Annotated in this window: 14 protein-coding genes, 1 tRNA gene and 4 pseudogenes; 9 read left to right on the top strand and 10 right to left on the bottom strand. The window is 47.0% G+C overall.

What is annotated here, in order from left to right:
• Window positions 1-12 precede the first annotated feature (12 nt).
• Both AWX27_RS13640 and AWX27_RS13645 read right to left on the bottom strand, forming a co-directional pair.
• Window positions 13-357: a helix-turn-helix domain-containing protein gene (locus AWX27_RS13640; RefSeq protein WP_060422882.1), complete on the bottom strand. Its 345-nt coding sequence runs from the start codon at window positions 355-357 to the stop codon at window positions 13-15.
• On the bottom strand, window positions 350-736 hold the full coding sequence (locus tag AWX27_RS13645) for a type II toxin-antitoxin system RelE/ParE family toxin (protein WP_060422886.1): 387 nt from the start codon (window positions 734-736) through the stop codon (window positions 350-352). Before AWX27_RS13645 ends, AWX27_RS13640 begins: the two co-directional genes overlap by 8 nt.
• A gap of 261 nt (window positions 737-997) precedes the next feature.
• Here AWX27_RS13645 and prfB point away from each other — a divergent pair.
• From prfB to AWX27_RS25430, 6 genes and pseudogenes are all read left to right on the top strand, one after another.
• Window positions 998-2096, top strand: a protein-coding gene (gene prfB, locus AWX27_RS13650; protein WP_096242572.1) for a peptide chain release factor 2 whose coding sequence is annotated in 2 segments (ribosomal slippage) — window positions 998-1072 and window positions 1074-2096 — 1098 coding nt in all. Because the reading frame shifts where the segments join, the coding sequence is not laid out codon by codon here.
• Window positions 2097-2105: 9 nt separating this feature from the next.
• Complete coding sequence (gene lysS / locus AWX27_RS13655; protein WP_060422898.1) at window positions 2106-3623, top strand: lysine--tRNA ligase; 1518 nt, start codon at window positions 2106-2108, stop codon at window positions 3621-3623.
• A gap of 147 nt (window positions 3624-3770) precedes the next feature.
• A tRNA-Gly gene (locus AWX27_RS13660) sits at window positions 3771-3844 on the top strand.
• A gap of 114 nt (window positions 3845-3958) precedes the next feature.
• Window positions 3959-5525, top strand: a pseudogene (locus tag AWX27_RS13665) (tyrosine-type recombinase/integrase).
• Between the two features lie 40 nt (window positions 5526-5565).
• A complete protein-coding gene (locus AWX27_RS13670) occupies window positions 5566-6201 on the top strand; it encodes a DUF4145 domain-containing protein (protein ID WP_060422902.1) in 636 nt (211 codons plus the stop codon).
• A gap of 88 nt (window positions 6202-6289) precedes the next feature.
• Window positions 6290-6415 (top strand): annotated as a pseudogene (locus tag AWX27_RS25430) (integrase); the annotation flags it as partial.
• A gap of 685 nt (window positions 6416-7100) precedes the next feature.
• Here AWX27_RS25430 and AWX27_RS25110 read toward each other — a convergent pair.
• The 3 genes from AWX27_RS25110 to AWX27_RS25115 are packed head-to-tail and all read right to left on the bottom strand — an operon-like array spanning window position 7101 to window position 12133.
• Entirely contained in the window at window positions 7101-8246 is a 1146-nt protein-coding gene (locus tag AWX27_RS25110; protein WP_072265482.1) for a response regulator, read from the bottom strand.
• Window positions 8239-8703, bottom strand: a complete 465-nt coding sequence (locus AWX27_RS24580; RefSeq protein WP_072265483.1) for a response regulator — start codon at window positions 8701-8703, stop codon at window positions 8239-8241. The genes AWX27_RS25110 and AWX27_RS24580 overlap by 8 nt, the downstream gene beginning before the upstream one ends.
• Complete coding sequence (locus tag AWX27_RS25115) at window positions 8678-12133, bottom strand: tetratricopeptide repeat protein (RefSeq protein ID WP_154618194.1); 3456 nt, start codon at window positions 12131-12133, stop codon at window positions 8678-8680. Before AWX27_RS25115 ends, AWX27_RS24580 begins: the two co-directional genes overlap by 26 nt.
• 297 nt (window positions 12134-12430) lie before the next feature.
• On the opposite strand from AWX27_RS25115, the pseudogene AWX27_RS24585 reads away from it, so the two are divergent.
• Window positions 12431-12662, top strand: a pseudogene (locus AWX27_RS24585) (ArsB/NhaD family transporter); the annotation flags it as partial.
• 12 nt (window positions 12663-12674) lie between these two features.
• Window positions 12675-13010, top strand: a pseudogene (gene arsC / locus AWX27_RS13680) (arsenate reductase (glutaredoxin)); the annotation flags it as partial.
• A gap of 474 nt (window positions 13011-13484) precedes the next feature.
• On the opposite strand, the gene AWX27_RS13685 reads toward arsC, so the two are convergent.
• From AWX27_RS13685 to AWX27_RS13700, 4 genes are all read right to left on the bottom strand, one after another.
• Window positions 13485-15482: a BCCT family transporter gene (locus AWX27_RS13685; RefSeq protein ID WP_047729946.1), complete on the bottom strand. Its 1998-nt coding sequence runs from the start codon at window positions 15480-15482 to the stop codon at window positions 13485-13487.
• A gap of 155 nt (window positions 15483-15637) precedes the next feature.
• Complete coding sequence (locus tag AWX27_RS13690) at window positions 15638-15985, bottom strand: hypothetical protein (protein ID WP_230201007.1); 348 nt, start codon at window positions 15983-15985, stop codon at window positions 15638-15640.
• A gap of 95 nt (window positions 15986-16080) precedes the next feature.
• On the bottom strand, window positions 16081-17313 hold the full coding sequence (locus tag AWX27_RS13695; protein WP_060422916.1) for a cysteine desulfurase-like protein: 1233 nt from the start codon (window positions 17311-17313) through the stop codon (window positions 16081-16083).
• Complete coding sequence (locus AWX27_RS13700) at window positions 17310-17924, bottom strand: 2OG-Fe dioxygenase family protein (protein ID WP_224217742.1); 615 nt, start codon at window positions 17922-17924, stop codon at window positions 17310-17312. Before AWX27_RS13700 ends, AWX27_RS13695 begins: the two co-directional genes overlap by 4 nt.
• A 232-nt stretch (window positions 17925-18156) precedes the next feature.
• Between AWX27_RS13700 and AWX27_RS13705 the strand changes: the two genes are divergently transcribed.
• Entirely contained in the window at window positions 18157-18645 is a 489-nt protein-coding gene (locus AWX27_RS13705; protein ID WP_060422919.1) for a GNAT family N-acetyltransferase, read from the top strand.
• A 20-nt stretch (window positions 18646-18665) separates the two neighbouring features.
• Here the strand turns inward: AWX27_RS13705 and AWX27_RS13710 are convergent, their stop codons facing one another.
• Window positions 18666-19004 (bottom strand): hypothetical protein, encoded by a 339-nt coding sequence (locus AWX27_RS13710; protein ID WP_049194795.1) that lies wholly within the window; start codon window positions 19002-19004, stop codon window positions 18666-18668.
• Window positions 19005-19060: the final 56 nt, after the last annotated feature.

The raw sequence follows: 19060 nt of genomic DNA on the forward strand, positions 1-19060 counted from the left end.
CACGAACGCCCATCAGTTTCGTGGCGAGATGATCAGGCTGGCGACCCCTTTCTGTTCGATAATCTCCAGCATTCTGAGCGCGGCTCCCTGGGGTTTTACCGCGTTACGTTCCCATTTTTGTACGCTGGTGGTCGACATGTTGACCACGGCCGCCAAATCGGCCTGGCTCAGGCCGAGCCGTCTGCGCAGCATTTTGATGCGTGCGCCGTCCATTTGCTCATGCTGTTCACGCCGGGCATGTTGTTCCTGCGCCTGAACTCGCGCAGTGATGTTGCGCATTGTGTCGTCTGACACGGCACCGACCTCATTAAAACGCTGTGCCATTTTTTGCAGTCTGAGCAGGCGATTATCAGTCATCGCATTTCACCTCTCGCAAGTAGCCGCTATCGATGGCTCGTTTGATAATTTCCGGCGGCATGGCAAGAAAATCTCTGGCGAGCTCGCGATAGGTTGCCAATTCATCATCGTTGATTTCTTTTGCACCGCTCTGTTTTACGGCGTTTTTCAGCCACCCATCAACAAAATACTGATGATGTCCGCGTTTAAACGCCACGATGGATCGGGCTCCACCCCGTTTACCCCGATTGAGCGAAATGCGCTTCTTGTAGACGCCACCGCCCAGATCGCCGTCATGGTTACCGTGCGCGAGTTCGTGAGCCGCCGTGCAAATCTTTTGATCGACGATGCGATTTTTCTTCATAAATTTGTCGAAATCATCCGTGACGAAAATGTCCATTTTGGCACCGCCTGTCCCTGTGAGTCATCATAGCGACTATAGTCTCAATGACCACCTTGCTCAATACTTGAACAGCTTAGCGGCGTGGGGGGCACCGGTAATAAAACGCTGGCGAAATTCCTGCTCTCCCTGCCACCCGCTTTGTCGCCCGATCGCCACAAAAACTGACCAACTCGCTATAAACTGCCGCCCGGATCCGTTAGAATTAGCGGTTCCAATGGCATTCCGCCATCGACGACATCAACGTAAAAGAACGAAACCATGTTTGAAATTAACCCGGTAAAAAACCGAATTCAGGACCTGTCCGAGCGGACTGCGGTTCTTAGGGGGTATCTTTGACTATGATGCCAAGAAGGAACGCCTAGAAGAGGTCAACGCCGAGCTGGAGCAGCCGGACGTTTGGAACGAGCCGGAGCGCGCACAGGCGCTCGGCAAAGAGCGCGCCGCGCTGGAAGCCATCGTTGAAACCATCGATCAGCTGGAGCAGGGCGGCGAAGACGTCGGCGGGCTGCTGGAACTGGCGGTGGAAGCCGACGATGAAGAGACCTTCAACGAAGCGGTCGCCGAGCTGGATCAACTGATGAGCAAGCTGGATCAGTTGGAATTCCGCCGCATGTTCTCCGGCGAATACGACAGCGCCGACTGCTACCTGGATATCCAGGCCGGCTCCGGCGGCACCGAAGCGCAGGACTGGGCCAGCATGCTGCTGCGCATGTACCTGCGCTGGGCTGAAGCCAAGGGCTTCAAGACCGAAGTGATCGAAGAGTCCGACGGCGACGTCGCGGGCCTGAAGTCTGCCACCATCAAGATCATCGGCGACTACGCGTTCGGCTGGTTGCGCACTGAAACCGGCGTTCACCGCCTGGTGCGCAAGAGCCCGTTCGACTCCGGCGGCCGTCGCCACACCTCGTTCAGCTCGGTGTTCATCTACCCGGAAGTCGACGACGATATCGATATCGAAATCAACCCGGCGGATCTGCGTATCGACGTGTACCGCGCCTCCGGTGCGGGCGGTCAGCACGTCAACAAAACCGAATCCGCCGTACGTATTACTCACCTGCCAACCAACATCGTGGTGCAGTGCCAGAACGATCGTTCTCAGCATAAGAACAAGGATCAAGCGTTTAAACAGCTGCGAGCCAAGCTGTACGAGTTTGAGATGCAAAAGAAAAATGCTGATAAGCAGACGATGGAAGACAACAAGTCCGACATCGGCTGGGGCAGCCAAATCCGTTCTTACGTGCTGGATGACTCCCGCATCAAGGATTTGCGCACCAACGTTGAAACGCGTAACACGCAGGCCGTACTGGATGGCGACCTGGATAAATTCATTGAGGCAAGTTTGAAAGCCGGGTTATGAGGAATAGAAATGTCTGAACAACAAGTACAGGGCGCCGATCAGGCGCTGGATCTCAATAACGAACTGCAGTCCCGCCGCGAGAAACTGGCCGGCCTGCGCGAGAACGGCATTGCGTTCCCGAACGACTTCCGTCGTGACTCCACCTCCGACAAACTGCACGCCGCGTACGGTGATAAAGACAACGAAGAGCTGGAAGCGCTGGGCGTAGAAGTGACCGTCGCCGGCCGCATGATGACCCGCCGTATTATGGGCAAGGCATCCTTCGTCACGCTGCAGGACGTGGGCGGCCGCATTCAGCTGTACGTCGCGCGCGACGATCTGGCTGAAGGCGTGTACAACGACCAGTTCAAGAAGTGGGACCTGGGCGATATCCTCGGCGCACGCGGCAAGCTGTTCAAAACCAAGACCGGCGAACTGTCGATCCACTGCACCGAGCTGCGTCTGCTGACCAAAGCGCTGCGCCCGCTGCCGGACAAATTCCACGGCCTGGCGGATCAGGAAACCCGTTACCGCCAGCGTTACCTGGACCTGATCGCCAACGAAGAATCGCGCAACACCTTCAAGGTGCGTTCTCAGGTGATGTCGGCTATCCGCAACTTCATGGTGGAACGCGGCTTCATGGAAGTCGAAACTCCGATGATGCAGGTGATCCCGGGCGGCGCGTCCGCGCGTCCGTTCATCACGCACCACAATGCGCTGGATATCGACATGTACCTGCGCATCGCGCCGGAACTGTATCTGAAGCGTCTGGTGGTCGGCGGCTTTGAGCGCGTGTTCGAAATCAACCGCAACTTCCGTAACGAAGGCGTTTCTCCGCGTCACAACCCAGAGTTCACCATGATGGAACTCTACATGGCTTACGCGGATTACAAAGACCTGATCGAACTGACCGAGACGCTGTTCCGCACCCTGACCGAGAAAGTGCTGGGCACCTCTCAGGTACAGTACGGCGACGAAGTGTTCGACTTCGGCAAGCCGTTCGAGAAGCTGACCATGACCGAGGCGATCAAGAAATACCGCCCGGAAACCGATCTGGCTGACCTGGCCGACATGGGCAAAGCGGTGGCCATCGCCGAATCCATCGGCATCAAGATTGAGAAAAGCTGGGGCCTGGGCCGCGTCGTGACCGAGATCTTCGAAGAAGTGGCGGAAAGCCATCTGATTCAGCCGACCTTCATCACCGAGTACCCGGCTGAAGTGTCGCCGCTGGCGCGCCGCAACGACGTGAACCCGGAAATCACCGACCGCTTCGAGTTCTTCATCGGCGGCCGTGAAATCGGCAACGGCTTCTCCGAGCTGAACGACGCCGAAGATCAGGCACAGCGCTTTGCCGATCAGGTGAACGCCAAAGACGCCGGCGACGACGAAGCGATGTTCTACGACGAAGACTACGTCACCGCGCTGGAGCACGGCCTGCCGCCGACCGCCGGTCTGGGCATCGGTATCGACCGTATGGTGATGCTGTTCACCAACAGCCATACCATCCGCGACGTGATTCTGTTCCCGGCGATGCGCCCACAGAAATAATTCCGTTTAGCGTGAAACCACCGGTGCAGGCAACTGCGCCGGTTTTTTTTCGCCCACCGGACTTAACCGCTTAAAACATCGACAGTTACGCGCCATCTCCGCTTGCCCGCCGCCGATAACCGGTTATAATGCCTGTCGCACACCGATGCGGGTGTAGTTCAATGGTAGAACGGCAGCTTCCCAAGCTGCATACGAGGGTTCGATTCCCTTCACCCGCTCCATGACACTTCTTAAAGTACTTCAATCTACTGAATCCTAAGGGATATGGCCTAACGCTTCCTTACAGAGTTACTTACTTTAACCCACTGTGTAACCCTAACAGGGCATACAGACAGATGATTCAGCTATCTAGCACCCCTAGTAACAAACTCCCAATTGTCGCCCATCCTTATCAGCGCAACGGTGTCTACTATTTCCGTCTTCGAACCAGACAATCAAATAATGATCGAATGATCTCAGTATCTTTACTGACCAAGGATAGACATACCGCTATGGCTCACTCACGGCAGATCAAAGCAGCACTCAAGGTAATCCATGTAGACAGGCCCAACGCCACCTATGAGGAAATGAGGGACCACCTTAAGGACATCGCTGAGTGTTGAACTGTCTATGGGCCGTTCAGACCTCTTTGAGCCTGACATTAGAGATATCTATGGGGACCAGTACGGAGAACTTGGCGGGAGTCTTACCGATGCTTGGCTAGTGAGCTGCTGAGTATTGACCAGCACCGCTACATCAATGAGGCCCTGAAGGTACTTAAGGCTTGCATGAAGCGTATCGAAGCGGGAGACAGTCAGCCTCTGATAGATTACGTCGATCGTTTTAATGATATTGATCGGTAAGATGACCAAGCCCCTGTGTCCCTATCTGTTAGTGCTCCAGAAGTAAAACAAGAAGTTACACTCAGCGTCACCGTAGCGAGCCTCTTTAAGCAATACGAAGCGGAGAACGCTCAGAAACTGGAAACCAGCCACCTTAAGAGAAAACAAAGCGTCCCACACTGCGTTAATCGAAATATTCGACTATCTGAGCCTCAATGTTGAAACCAGTAGAGCAGACATGCTCAGGGGCCGTGATGTGCTTCAGCAGTTACCCAAGAACCGTAAGCAGCGCTTTAAGGATACACCATTGGTAGACCAGTTGAATCGTGAAGATAAGAATGATTGTCTGGACGTGGTCACCATCAATAACAAATACCTTATTAAGATGGCGGCTGTCTTCAAGTTGGGTGTCCGTAATGACCTGATAACGAAGAATATGACCGAGGGGCTGTAACTGAAGGTTTCCCAACGTAAAGCCTCAGCGGCCCTACCTGCTTTCTATACAAAGCAGGTAGGGCAACTGCTGGTTGCCGCTAAGTCATACTCTCAGAAGGCTTCAGGGAAACCTTATCACTACTACGTTACCTCTTTGGCTGCCATCACTGGGGCAAGGCTCAATGAAGTGGCTTAACTTCAGGTAAAAGGCGTTAGGACCACTGGAGTCGGGACCGTCTATATCCATATCAATGAAGACGATAGCGGCCTGCAGGATAAGAGCATCAAGAACGTTCACAGTGATCGCTATGTGCCTTTGGTTGAAGGAGCCTACGGTTTTGTATTGGCTGACTTTATGGCACTTGTAGAGGACCGTAGAGGCGCTGCTGGTGATGACGCTATGGTGTTCGATGGTCTGCGTTTGATGAAGAACGGCTACGATAAGCAGGTGAGCAAATGGTTTAACCGGACGTTATTACCTAAGGTGATTCCTGACCGTGACGGATTGGCTTTCCATTCGCTCAGACACACAGTTGCGACACAGTTAAAACAACATGGTGTCGAATTGGCGTATGCTCAGGCGATTATGGGGCATAGCTTCGGGTCTATTACTTATGACCGCTACGCCAAAGAGGTTGATAGATAGGTTAATGTTTTTGTTGAAGTTTATAAGGAGACTGGAGTAAATGACGATACCGTACACAGCACCTGGGTACCGTGAAGCGGCATTTAATTGCCCATACTGTGGGGCCTATGCAAAGCAAGAATGGTTTGGTTTAGTGTATTCAACAAGAAATGCTGGATACAATGCGTATATGGATTTAAGTATTTGTTCTTGTTGTGAAGAAAAGGGATACTGGTACGGCGAGAAGCTAATAATCCCTCAAAGCTCCACAGTTGAGATGCCTAATCCAGATATGCCGGATGACTGTAAGGCCGACTACATGGAAGCCAGAAGTATCATTAATCTGTCTCCTAAAGGAGCCGCAGCACTTCTCCGTCTGTGTCTTCAGAAACTCATGGTCAACTTCGGCAAGCCGGGGAAAAACATTAACGACGACATTAAGTCTCTCGTTGAGAAAGGTCTACCTGTACGAATCCAGCAAGCAGCAGACATCTGTCGTATCGTTGGCAATCAGGCGGTCCATCCTGGAGAGATTAATCTTGATGATGACTCACAGTTAACGCATGGCCTCTTTAAGTTGTTGAACATCATTGTAGATGACCGAATCACGAGACCTAAAGAGATTGAAGCGATGTTCCAGAGCATGCCTGAGGGACCACGGCTGGGCATCGAAAATCGGGACAAAAAGAACGCTTAGGTATTAACTACTCACTACTGGGGAACGGGGAAAACAAAAAGTTTTCCCCTCTATGACAACTGCTAATTTATGGCAGCGCTAACCGTAAACTATGAGTACGATTTTGCATGAGCAGGGGGGCAATTCGGCTTGGATAGAACTGCAACTGGCCCATGTTGATAAGAACTCAATTCGTGGAATGTATAATCATGCTCAGTATTTGGAAGGGAGATGATGCAGCGGTAATCCGACTATTTAATCTCTGGCAGAAAAGGTTGACGAATTTAAGTGAAAGTAAAAATAGTCTGGTTTTTCTAGGCTATTTATTTAATTGACTAATTGTAGATGTTTTTTGTGCTCCAAGAATGTAGATGTGTATCACCTTCGATAAAAAAAACCTAACTCTTTTTGACTGTAATTAAACTTTTTTAGGTAAGTTATTTTATTTAAATGGCTTAATATTTTGTCATTGATGTCCATTTTTACAGGCACATCAATTTTTTAGTGTTTAATGGGTGTCTGTCGCTAAATTCACTCGCTCTGAAGGAGGGGAATCACTTTTAGATACTTTGTTCTATAAAACAATGCCGCCATTGAGATTATCCAAAATGGCAGCATTAGTTTCAGCTTTTTATCTTAAGTAGAGCATTATTATCCTGCAGGTATTATTTTCATCCATTTTTATAGGTAAAATGGATGGTCAATTATATTGATCATGAAAAATATTTTTTCGCTTTTTTAGCCACAGTGCACGATACCATCACCAGCATAAAGTACTTAAATGTTTAGTCAGTTTCAGTGTTATTGTGCTGGAGGACCGTCTTTAACTAGTAAGCGAATACAAAAATAAACTTTACAAAGTATTAGCTTAAGGAATAATCCAAAATAGTACACTCATTAACATTGATGAAGGATTGAGGTTAGATGAAAATAAGTAAAAGACATATTGCCAGTATAATTAAGAAGATATTTATTCTGGTTGATAGAAGTATCTCAATGTTCTCGCGAAAATTTCCAAAATCCCGTTCATCGTGAGCAGTTACATCTCCACCAAAAAAAGGAAGCCAATATTTTCTCATGAAATTTGATTCTCGATCAAAAAAATCATGTCCTCCATGATAGAATCTGTTAACTACTTCATCGCAACCCATGAACCCTCGGCGTCCCGCCATCCCCATGTCAATACATGCGATTTTTGATAAAAGTAATACATTATCGTTATAACCACATTCATTAATTATGTTTTCTATGTCAAACTTGTTTTTTAATGATGTCCATTGAAAATTTTCTTTTAAAACACTGCTGGCTAAAATAATGTTTTTAATTTTCAATTCTGTATCTATAGGAAGGGTGACAATCCCATTGGCTAACACGTATGTACCAAAGCTATGAGAAATAAAATGAAATTCTGCATTTGGATAGCTATTGATGATATGGATTAGCTCCTCTCTAAAATGTTTTATAATCCTATCTCTGGCAAAAGGTAATAATAGCTGAATGCAAGAAAAGTAATTATAACGATAAGTTTTTATTATAAATTCAGGTAACTCACTTGCTACTTCACTCTCAAATTTATTTTGCCATTTCCCTAAAGTTCGTATGCCGTGTATAGACACTATAATATTTTTACCAGGAGATCTTTCCTTCCCAATAAAAGATTCAGCGCTCCATTCAATGCGATTTCTAATCGTTGTTTTCCATGAGGAAGATGAAAAATCTTTTAGTGAGAAATCCAGCTCAGAAAATTTTGTTTCGTAAAGAGATATAAGTTTTGGATAAGCCGTCAGACCAATGATCTGATTAGGTCTGATATATCGACTCTTATCTCGAATTAGCTTCCCTAAAAAAATAACCCCTCCATTTTCTTTGGGGGTTTCATCATCTTTTGCAGGAATGTTCAAGTCTAGAATGACTAATCGATATTTAGTAGTCCTTAAACATTCCAAACCACTCTTTATAGATTTTACATGATTAATTGATGTTTCATGAATGCCAAAATCTAAAAGTTCAGCTTTAATTACGTCAGCCTTGTTCTTCTCATCTTCAATAATTAGATATTTACTCACTGAATTCAATTCCATTTATTATTGAAACAAGTTCATTTACCCATTTGGAGCTTTGCGGATCGTAAAATACGCATCCTTTAAAATTGTTGGGAAATGATTTTGACAAATCTTCTGTTAAATCACTTAAGCCTATGGCATCAACTAGCCTACCAAATACATCAAACTGAGTTAGAACGATGACAGGGAGTTTAACTTTTCTATAATGCAATTTGCTTAATATATCTTTTCCTGCAAGTGGTCTTGGCGTTAGCATCGTCTTATCGTCTCGAGATTCAAAAGTCGGCATTGACATATCTAAGATTAGTAGATCATATGTATTATCCTTAATAGCCATCATTGTGCTTTTGTAAGACTTAGTAATGTCCAATGAATCATAGATGATATTTTTATCTAAGGCTTCTTTTATGTAAGTTATTTTTTCAGGGCTATCATCAGCTAACAATATTTTGATTTGCATTAATCTGCTCCTGAATTAAATAAAGTGATAGGTTGAATGATTCATTATCGAAGTCAAGGGATATATCTAGGTGGTTTTTAACTCTCATATCGTAGGAAAGCAATTTTTTTATTTTATATAATCCACTTCCGGATTCACCGTTGGCTCCGATGATATAGTTGCTATTTATTGAAGAGTTAAGTTTTTCAATTTTGTCTTTTATTTTCTGTAATGCTTCGAGAGATGCTTTGTTAGAAAAGCTGATAAGTATATTTTCTGAGTCATAATTTGTCACGGCAATATTTATGGCGATGGCATCTTTCATGCAGGAGTGATTTATTGAATTTTCAATTAATATTAAGAATATAGTTACAAATCGTCTAAAGTAATCACCTTTAATTGTTATATGTGTGTCATCAATGAAATTAGTTTCTAGATTAACATTTGGATGCAAGCTCTCAGTCATATCTAACGCAGCATCAAAGCTTGAGCCTATTAAAAATGGATTGTTTGTCTCATTTTTCCAATCTAACCAAGATATTAGCTCATTGATTTTTTCATTAGCCTCTCGCTGTGATAGCCGAATTTTTCTTTTTAGTTCATCAAGTCTAGATATATTTGTGATATCGGCAGATAAAACCTCAAAACAGTTATTTATATTTTTTCTAAGGTCGGTATCAACTTTATTTTTTAAGATTTCAAGAGCGTCATTTGTTTGTGATATTAAGTAATCTATAATTAAATTAACAAAATCCTCGAAGTTAGATTGGTCATCTATATGTTCGCCTAGTTTTTCTATGACACCTGGAACGGAGAAAAAGTTGAATACTTTTTCACCTTCATTAAACTCACCAGTGTTGATATGAATCCATCCCTTGGCAGTTTGCACTTCTTTATCAATAGATCTTGAGAATTGTCTAAAGGCATCATCAATTAACTCACGATTAACTTTGCTCAAATATACATACTGTTCAAACCAATAGCTTTCTCTTTCATAAATACCTTTGTCATTTTTGAGATAGAATAACTTGTGAGCTTTAATTGGACCTAAGAGTAAGTTTATTATTCCACCATGCCGGATGTTAAGATTGAGAAAGTTATCCAACCCATAAAGAGGGCTGATGGTATATTCATCTCTGATTTTATAGAATAGATCTAACACTTTCGAATAGTAATTATTGGAACTGTAGCTGAAACTTTCGTAATCCTTAGTTATCTCGGTGTAATCTGAGTCCCTAAATGGAATTTTTTCTGATTTTTTTATTGATTCAAAATCATCTGAGAATTTACTGGCGGCATTTATTTTCACTGATATTGTGTCAACTTCAATTCTTCCTGAACCGCAATCAGTTACGCATATTTCTTTAACAAGCTTCTCCAAGGTTCGAAACATCTCTACTCTTAATATATCTATTTCTTCATCACTTTTATTATCAAAAGAAACTAATTTTTGTAATGTAACCATCCGGAAAAGTAATATTTCTTTATTGTTTTCGAATATATCAAATGTTTCCATTATATCTTCACTGAGCACGTTTTCGAAGAAGTGGGAATTATTAGCGTCAATATATATTTCTTCAGCGCGTGAGATATCTAACCGTTCAAGGATATCTTCACAGATTAAAGTTAAGATATATGAATATTCATTGTTTTTTAGATTGTTAAAGGTGTTTAATATAATTACTCTATCCATTAACTGCTCTAAATCCACATCATTATTATTACTATTAATTATGAATATTGAGAATTCTTTAAGGCAAGAGTAAATGGAGTTGGAGGACGTTTTTATGAGATTTGCTATGCGATTAAACGCTTGATCTATATGGTTCTCCTTAAAAAGGCACATAGCCAAGCGTGAAAGTGCGTGTTCACTATATAATGGATCTTCAATGTTGGCTAGTTCATTGTAGTATTGATATGCAGTGTTATATTCTTTTTGTTGAAAATATTTGTCGCCGAGGGTTTTTAGTTTTCGACCTTTATCAATGAATGTATCATTATTTATCTCATCATCATTTAGCGACAAAATTCTTTTGTATATAACTTCTTGTCCACAATGATTGATTTCTATATTCTCGTTGCCAAATAAATTAGCGAGTGAAGTATGGAAATCTAAAAAACTATATAAATACTCGCTAGGATCGCTTTCAGAAGTCACTGTAAATTTCTCACACTGGAGTTTTATAAAAAAAGCCCAATTACAATGATATAGACGCAAAAAGTCCTTCATTAGCAACTTAACTAACTCACTTTTATTACTTTCAGTATATAAATCAATAATTTTATTAACTATATTATTTAGGAGTGATTTTTTTTCACAACGACGGCCACACCTGATTAATGATTTTACATAAATTTCTATGATTGAAGTCGACAGCGGGTTTTCATCAAGTATTTTTTCACATAGGATGGCGGCGTCATCATAATGGCCCTTGAAATAGAGTTCTCCAACCTTAGCAATTCGCTCATCGTTTACATTATACTTGAACTCCAGTACTTTATTAGCACATAGAATATTTCTCAGAATTGAATCGTCGATATTATAATATAAATCTCTGATGCTTGAGAAATTGAATCCATCAAGTCGATTATGAAGTTGGCAACTTATTATTATTCTTCTAAAATTCAAATAGCGATCAATTATGTTGCTCGATGAATTCTCGCATATTATTTTAGACAGGTGGTTATAATTTTTTTCCGGGGAGTAACAATGTGAAAAATCAATTTGTTCTATGGCTGTGCCGTTACGAGAAATCTTGAACTCTTCAGATTGGTGTTGAATTGCAAACGTATATCTTTCGAATGAAACACCTTTATCGCATCTTATGAAAGGGTAACTCAGATGAACTTCTGATAAATTGTTGTATTGGTTTTCTTTGAACATGGATATTATTTTTTTATGGTATTCTAAGAAACCCTTTGAATTCCCCATTTCAAAAAATAAATTTAGCTTTGAAGAAATATACCAATTACTATACCCAAAGTTATCGAATATTTTTTGGAGAGTTTCTGAAGCTTCACCTAATCTACTATTCAGTAGCAAGCAATCAAATTCATGTTGTAACTCTAGAAAATATTTTATTTCATCTGAAAAAGCATTGAGGATTATAGTTTCAAATTCAAGGTCGTAAAATAACCCAAGCAATGAATCTTTATACCTAACGCTTTCTTTTATTTCAACAGTATGAGGGAAGGCGTATGGTATAATTGAATTTCGTACATCCTTATTTTCTAAAGTGTTTTTCAACTCGTGTAGCGATTCGTTGTAGTCCTTATCCCTCAAACCTGAAAGCAAGCCCGCACCATTAATACCTTTTTTAGGGATAATTAATCGACCCTTTCTGTCTTTTTTTATGACTGAGCGGTTATTGATATTTCTTTTAATTAGAGCGGTTGCATGTTGTTTTATTTTAGTCGCAAGACTCATTCCTTTTTTTCTTTTCTTTGTCACTTAGATAATCCTTGTCAGAGAGGTTTAATCAAGAAACGCTACCGCCCTCAGGGAATCCTGATGGGATTTTATGAAATGATAACCATGTTTACATATGCTAACATTACAACTCAATTAAATCAATTGTTATATAAATAGTTGAACTTAATTATACTTTCACAATAAATATTCATGAGTGTTTAAAATTTCATAAAGTGAATATCTCGTTTTTAGTAATAATTCTTCCGAAGGGACAGTGTGAGTGGTTCATTAGCCACTGTCGAATAGATCTAATGATCTAGAACTCCCACCACAAGAAACACCGCAACCGACGTTATCAAAGTGGCGATGATCTCTGCCAACATGATATCAGGGACCGAAAATTACACCTATTGGTAGTCTGGCAACGCTGCTCTGGCTACATGACCTTTCACAGAAGAACATGACCATCACCTGGGGATACTATTTCCGCACCGGGATCGTCATGACTCTGCCTGTGTTGTTTGTAACGCTGGCCGCGCTGGTGCTACGTCTCTCTTTCACTTTGTAATGAGATACTGATATGAGCAACATCACCATTTATCAAAATCCAGCCTGCGGCACGTCGCGTAATACGCTGGAGATGATCCGCAATAGCGGTAATGAGCCGACCGTAATTCTTTACCTTGAGACTCCACCTTCACGCGATGAGCTAGTCAAACTCATTGGAGATATGGGCATTTCAGTCCGGGCGTTGCTGCGTAAAAACGTCGAGCCTTATGAGGAACTGATTCTTGCAGAAGATAAATTTACTGACGATCAGCTCATCGACTTTATGTTGCAACATCCGACTCTGATTAACCGTCCGATTGTGGTGACGTCACTGGGAACTAAACTGTGCCGTCCGTGCGAGGTAGTTCCGGATAGAATGTACAATTTTACTGTTTAACTGCTCATTAAATTCAGCTGTTTTTATTTCATACCAGACATCATTTAAAAGTCAGTTTTCACCAGCTAGATCCTGCTCACGAGTATCACCCTGAAAAATATGCTGTGAGACCAACTTCAGATAGATAGTCCCTACGGATTCTGTCGAGAGGTTTGGACTGACCCCACCCCGGTAGACGATCCTGCCCTAAAGTTTGGGTGGATAAGTAAAGATATAACTTGAAATTTCATAATTTCAATTTTTTAATGGGTTTGTTCTACTCCCTTCACCCGCTCCAGCACTCCCTCCTGAAAATATCCTGATTCTCCGAAAGATTACCCCAACCCAATCCTTTGCCCCTGTAAGCGTTATCACTGGTTGTCCGCTATCCCACCAGCATCATCAGCGCCGTGGTGAAGAAAGCAGGGCAAAAAAATGCCGCCCCTCGGGACGGCATGTCGGCCTTTAGCGCACCAGATGCAAGAAATGCAGGTGTTTTTCGTACTGGTCGAGAATATCGTTGATCAACTGCTCCTGATTCCAGCCCATGACATCGTAGTTCTGGCCACCTTCTTTCAGGTAGATCTCCGCGCGATAATACTTGTGCTGCTCGGCTTGCTGTTCATCGTTATCCAGCCCGGCGAGGGCGAACGTCGGCGAACTGTAGCCGCGCAGTCTGACTTCATAGATAAAGTTAAGCTCATCGCCCAAATCGACCTCGAAACGAATGCGGTCTTCCGCGGTGGCGTTGATGCTGCTGAGCGTGTTTTGTTTACTCAGCTCTTCCTGCACCAGCGTCATGGCCGGTTGGATAACCTCATCCATAAAGCGTTTAACCAGCGAGCGTTTTGGCAGATAGGCGATATTGCGCAGCCTGCGCTGCCAGGGAATGGGGTTGCGGGCGGCGGTGGGGGCGATGGTGGCCATATTTTGGCTGTCGCGCTTGGTCAGGTCGCGGCGCAGCGCTTTAAGCAAACCGTAAATGGATATCAGCAAGATGGCCGAGAACGGCAATGCGCTGGCGATGGTGACGGTTTGCAGCGCGCTGAGCCCCCCGGCGATCAGCAAGGCGATGGCGACGATGCCCATCAGCGACGCCCAGAAAATGCGTTGCCAAACCGGCGTGTTGCTGGAGCCGCCCGAAGCCAGCGTATCTACGACCATGGCGCCGGAATCGGCGGACGTGACAAAAAAGACGATCACCATCGCCATGGCGATAAACGAAAGCACGCTGGAGAACGGGAAATGCTCCAGGAAGTTAAACAACGCCAACGCCACATCTTGCTGTACCGTAGTGGCGAGGTCTGTCGCGCCCTGTTCCATGATGAGGTAAATGGCGCTGTTGCCGAACACCGTCATCCACATGAGGGTGAAGCCTGCCGGGACGAACAGCACGCCCGTGACAAATTCGCGGATGGTTCGGCCGCGGGAAACCCGAGCGATGAACATACCGACGAAAGGCGACCAGGAGAGCCACCACCCCCAGTAGAGCAGCGTCCATCCGCCTAACCAGTTGCTGGATTTTGGCTCGTAGGCATACAGATTGAACGTCTTGCTGACCAGCTCGGACAGATAGCCGCCGGTATTTTCCACAAAGGATTTCAACAGCAGGACGGTTGGCCCCAACAGCAAGACCAGGGCCAGGAGCAACAGCGCCAGGCCAAGGTTCAGCTCTGACAGAAAGCGTATGCCTTTCTCCAGCCCTGAAACCACGGAAATGGTGGCCAGCCCGGTAATCACCACGATCAAGATCACCTGAACGGTTTCGTTGATCGGCACGCCAAACAGGTGGTTAAGCCCGGCGTTGACCTGCAACACGCCATAACCCAGCGAGGTTGCGACCCCGAATACGGTGCCGATGACGGCGAAGATATCGACGGCATGGCCGATAGGGCCATAAATACGTTCGCCGATGATCGGATAAAGCGCAGAGCGCAGAGTCAACGGCAGGCCATGCCGATAGCTGAAGAAGGCCAGAATCAACGCCACGATGGCGTAGATCGCCCAGGCGTGCAGCCCCCAGTGGAAAAAGGTCAGGCGCATGGCCTGTTTGGCCGCCTCGACGCTCTCGGGCGTGCCGACCGGTGGCGAGAGATAGTGCATAACCGGTTCTGCCACGCCGAAGAACATCAGGCCGATGCCCATCCCCGCTGAAAACAGCATGGCAAACCATGAGTGGTAGCGAAAATCGGGTTGCGCATGATCGGGGCCAAGTTTGATGTCGCCGTAGCGGGAAAGCCCCAGAAACGTCACGCTGAGCAAAATCAGCGCCACGGCCAAAATATAAAACCAGCTGGCGTTGGTGAAAATTTGTTGCTGCAGAAGCTTGAAGTTCTTGTCGGCGACGTCGGGGAAAAAGGCGGCGAACGCGACCAGAAGAAAAATGAGGACTGCAGAGGTGAAGAATACCGCTTTGTTGATATGGCTCTGCGGCTTTTTTAGGGGGGTGTCTTTCTCACTCATAAATTGATTTATTCCATTTGTTTGATTATCGCCCTGAATGGAGGAGAGGTGTAACCTGTTATATCGTAGCAAAATAGTCAGGCTGTCGGTGCCGGTCAATAGGGCGGAATTACCGCTGCCTGAGCGCGGTAATTCCGAGTTATTCTGTGTTGCCGTTAGTTAAATAAAAATGCCAATAATCCCGTCACCTTATTTTTATTTTCCCATCCTTCCAATTTCATGCAGGCATTAACGAATTCTGTTCTGCGCATTTCATTGCTGTCCGAGGGGAAAGCGCCGCTACCGGCGTTGGGGATCTCCGTGCCGTTGATCGTCATGGAGGAGAAGGTCGGCGAGCTGGCGTGCAAAGACAGGTTCACGGGATAGCGCTGTTCGGCTTCTTGCCGGCAGTGGGTTCTGGCCGCGTCAAGGGGCGTTGGGGTTGCCGTTTGCGCTTCCCATTTCTCCGGCGTGGCACAGGAAGACATCATCAATGCGGCGGCGATAACTGCATATTTTCGCAAAATAAAAATCCATTTCTAAAATAAAATTCCCTTGATTCTACCCCCAGCGTGCCGCGATGGCCCGCTCAATAAGGTAAGCGGGCCGATGTGGCGAGTTAACTGAGGATATCTTCGGCGATCACCTTAAACAGCGTGTCTATTTCGCCTTGGGTGTTGTAGTGCATCATGCCGATGCGCAGCACGCCGCCGTCTTGCAACCCCAGCTGCTGGATCAGGCCCAGCGCATAGAAATGCCCGCTGCCGGCGCAGATGTTGTGCTGCCCCAGGCGGCGGGCGATCGCGTCAGGCGTCTGGCCGCTGAAGGTCAGGGCGAAGGTTGGCGTGCGGCGCGTGCTGTCCGCCTGTGAATGGCCGTAGAGCCGCACGCCGTCGAGTTGCTGCAGCCGTTGCAAAAAGTGGCGGCACAGCGCCTCTTCATGCCGGTGGTAGGCGGCGAAACTCTCCTGCAAACGCTGCCTTAACGGCGCGCCCGGCGTCCCCCACTGCGCCAGATAGTCGATCGCCGCCGCGACGCCGGCCAGCGCCTCGAAGCTTTGCGTGCCGGTCTCGAAACGGCCGGGGCCGACATCGGTGGCCGGCTCGACTTTGTACGGCCGCAGGCTTTGCAGCCACTGCGGCGCGATATAGGCCATGCCGACGTGCGGGCCAAAGAACTTGTAGGCGGAGCACACCAGGAAATCACAGCCCAGCGCCTGCACGTCAATCAGGTTATGCGGCGCATAGTGCACGGCGTCGACATACACCTGCGCGCCGACCCGATGCGCAGCTTCGACGATGGTTTTGATATCGACGATGCTGCCGGTGACGTTGGAAGCGTAGCTGACCGCCACCAGGCGGGTATTGGCGTTGATGCGCTCACACACCTTTGCGGCGTCCAATGCGCAGTCGGCGCTCTCCAGCGGTATCTGATGCACCACGGCCCCTTGGTCTGCGGCGGCCTGCTGCCAGCTGGAGACGTTGGCGTAGTGATCGAGCGCGGTGACGATGACCTCATCGCCGGCTTGCCAGTCGCGGCTGATGATGCGGCTGAGATGGAAAGTCAGCGTGGTCATATTCATGCCGAAAACGATGTTGTCGGGCGAAGGCGCATTTAACAAGGCGCGCACCGATTCTCGCGCCTGGCCCATCACTTCGCCGGTGACTCGGCTGGAGAAGTAGTGGCCACCCAGGTTGGCGTTGTATTTCCCCAGGTAGTCCGTCATCTTTTCCAGCACGCCCCGTGAAACCTGTGCGCCGCCGGGGCCGTCGAAAAAGATCGCCGGCTTGCCGTCGATGTGCTGGGACAGGGCGCTGAACTGGGCGCGGGCGAGCTCGGGCGTAAAGGTCATGCTTTCTCTCCCCGCGCGGTGAGGACGAAGAGATCCAGATAGCCTTCTTCTTTCGGGCTTACGGCGTTGATCGGCGTGGCGTTGTGCCACAGTTTGCTGTCTGCCAGCAGCACGGCCTCACCGTCCGCCAGCGCTTTTTTAAAGAAGGGATCGTGGTGGCTGTCGTCGTACAGCATGATTTCACCGCCGACGATGTTGTGCCGGTGAATGGCGATCATGGCGATATGGTCGAAACCGTCCTGGTGAATGCCTTCCGGCGCCACCAGCGTATCTTTCTGGATGGCGACCACGCGCATTTGGTGGATCTCTATCTCGGCACCCTCCGGCAGTTCGTTATTTTCGGCAAACAGGTTGCACATCTCCGCCATGCCGGCGCTCTGCAGCACGGCGCTGTCGATAGGCTCGAAGCGGCGCACCACGTTGCCTTGGAAGTGGTTGATCTGATCGGACTGCATGAAGGTACGCGGCCCCACTTCGGCGACGTTGGGGTTGAGGTATTTGACGACCGAATAACGGCGCAGGCGATATTTGCCGTCGGCGTGTTGCGTGTGGGGCAAGGAGGAAAACGAAGGCATCAGTTGTTGGGTGGCTTGCGGGCTTAGTACAGTCATACTTATTACGTTTTCGTGTTTCTGTAACATAATCACCTCTAATAATAATAATTTCTGATGTTGTAGGGGGTAATTCGATTGAATTGTAGACGACTCTATAACCAACGCAATTTGGCGGTGGTGAGGTGTGACGGCGGTCGTAAAGTGGGGTGAACAGTGGGAGCGTTGTATGCCGGCGGCGATGCGTTAAAGTAGCGAGCTGACTGCAGAGCAATGGTTAGCGCCAGGGTGAATGCTGGAGTTCGCCGCTTACTTCTACTGGGATACCGTTATGATTGAAATACGCGAGATTAACCGCGATAACCTGTTTGACGTGTGCGAACTGACGTCGAATCAAGACGGCGTTGGCACCGTGTTCGAGGCGTTTATTTGCTGTAACGCCATCTCTATTTCCGAGGCGGCGTTTTTTCCGGAATGCCAGCCCCGCGCGCTTTACCGCGACGGCGAGCTCATCGGTTTTTTCATGTACAAGTGCTGGCCGCATAACCCACATGAGGCCGAGCTGTGTCGCTATATGCTTGACCATAAGTTTATGGGGCAGGGATTGGGGCGTGAGAGCTTCGCCGCGATACTCGCGGATTTTAGGTTGCACGGCATAGAGCAGGTGACGCTAATGATTGATGAACATAATCTCGTCGCCAAAAGCCTGTATCTCACCTTCGGCTTTCGCTTTACCGGCAAGATTGAAAAGGAAGAACATTACTACAGTCTGGCGCTTTAGCTGCCCCGACAAAGGCGGGGTCAGAACGTCTCGAAATACAGCTCGCGCAACAGCCAGGATATTTCGTTGTTGGTGCGATTAAGCGTCTCGATTCGGCGAACCCCTTTCGCTTCGGCGCGCAGATCGAGCAGCAAGTTGCGAATCTGCTGGAATAACGGGGTTTGCGGGCTGGGTTTGGCTAACTGTTGCCCGCATAGTTTGATACCGGCGTCGCAGCCGGTGGCAATGTCCGTCAGGCAGCATGGGCAGGTGGTTTTTTGGCGCGCCATATTGCGGCATTGTTGCCCGATTACCTGATTGAAGTGGCGTAATTGCAGGCAGACTTCCCGCGAGTTTAACGGGTTGGAATGGGTTGTCATCGGTTTCAGCTCCCTTGTCTGCGCCTATATTGGCACTTACCGATGAAGATAACCAC

This window comes from Serratia sp. 2880STDY5682894, assembly GCF_001537385.1.
In the GTDB taxonomy this organism is placed as follows: domain Bacteria; phylum Pseudomonadota; class Gammaproteobacteria; order Enterobacterales; family Enterobacteriaceae; genus Serratia; species Serratia nevei.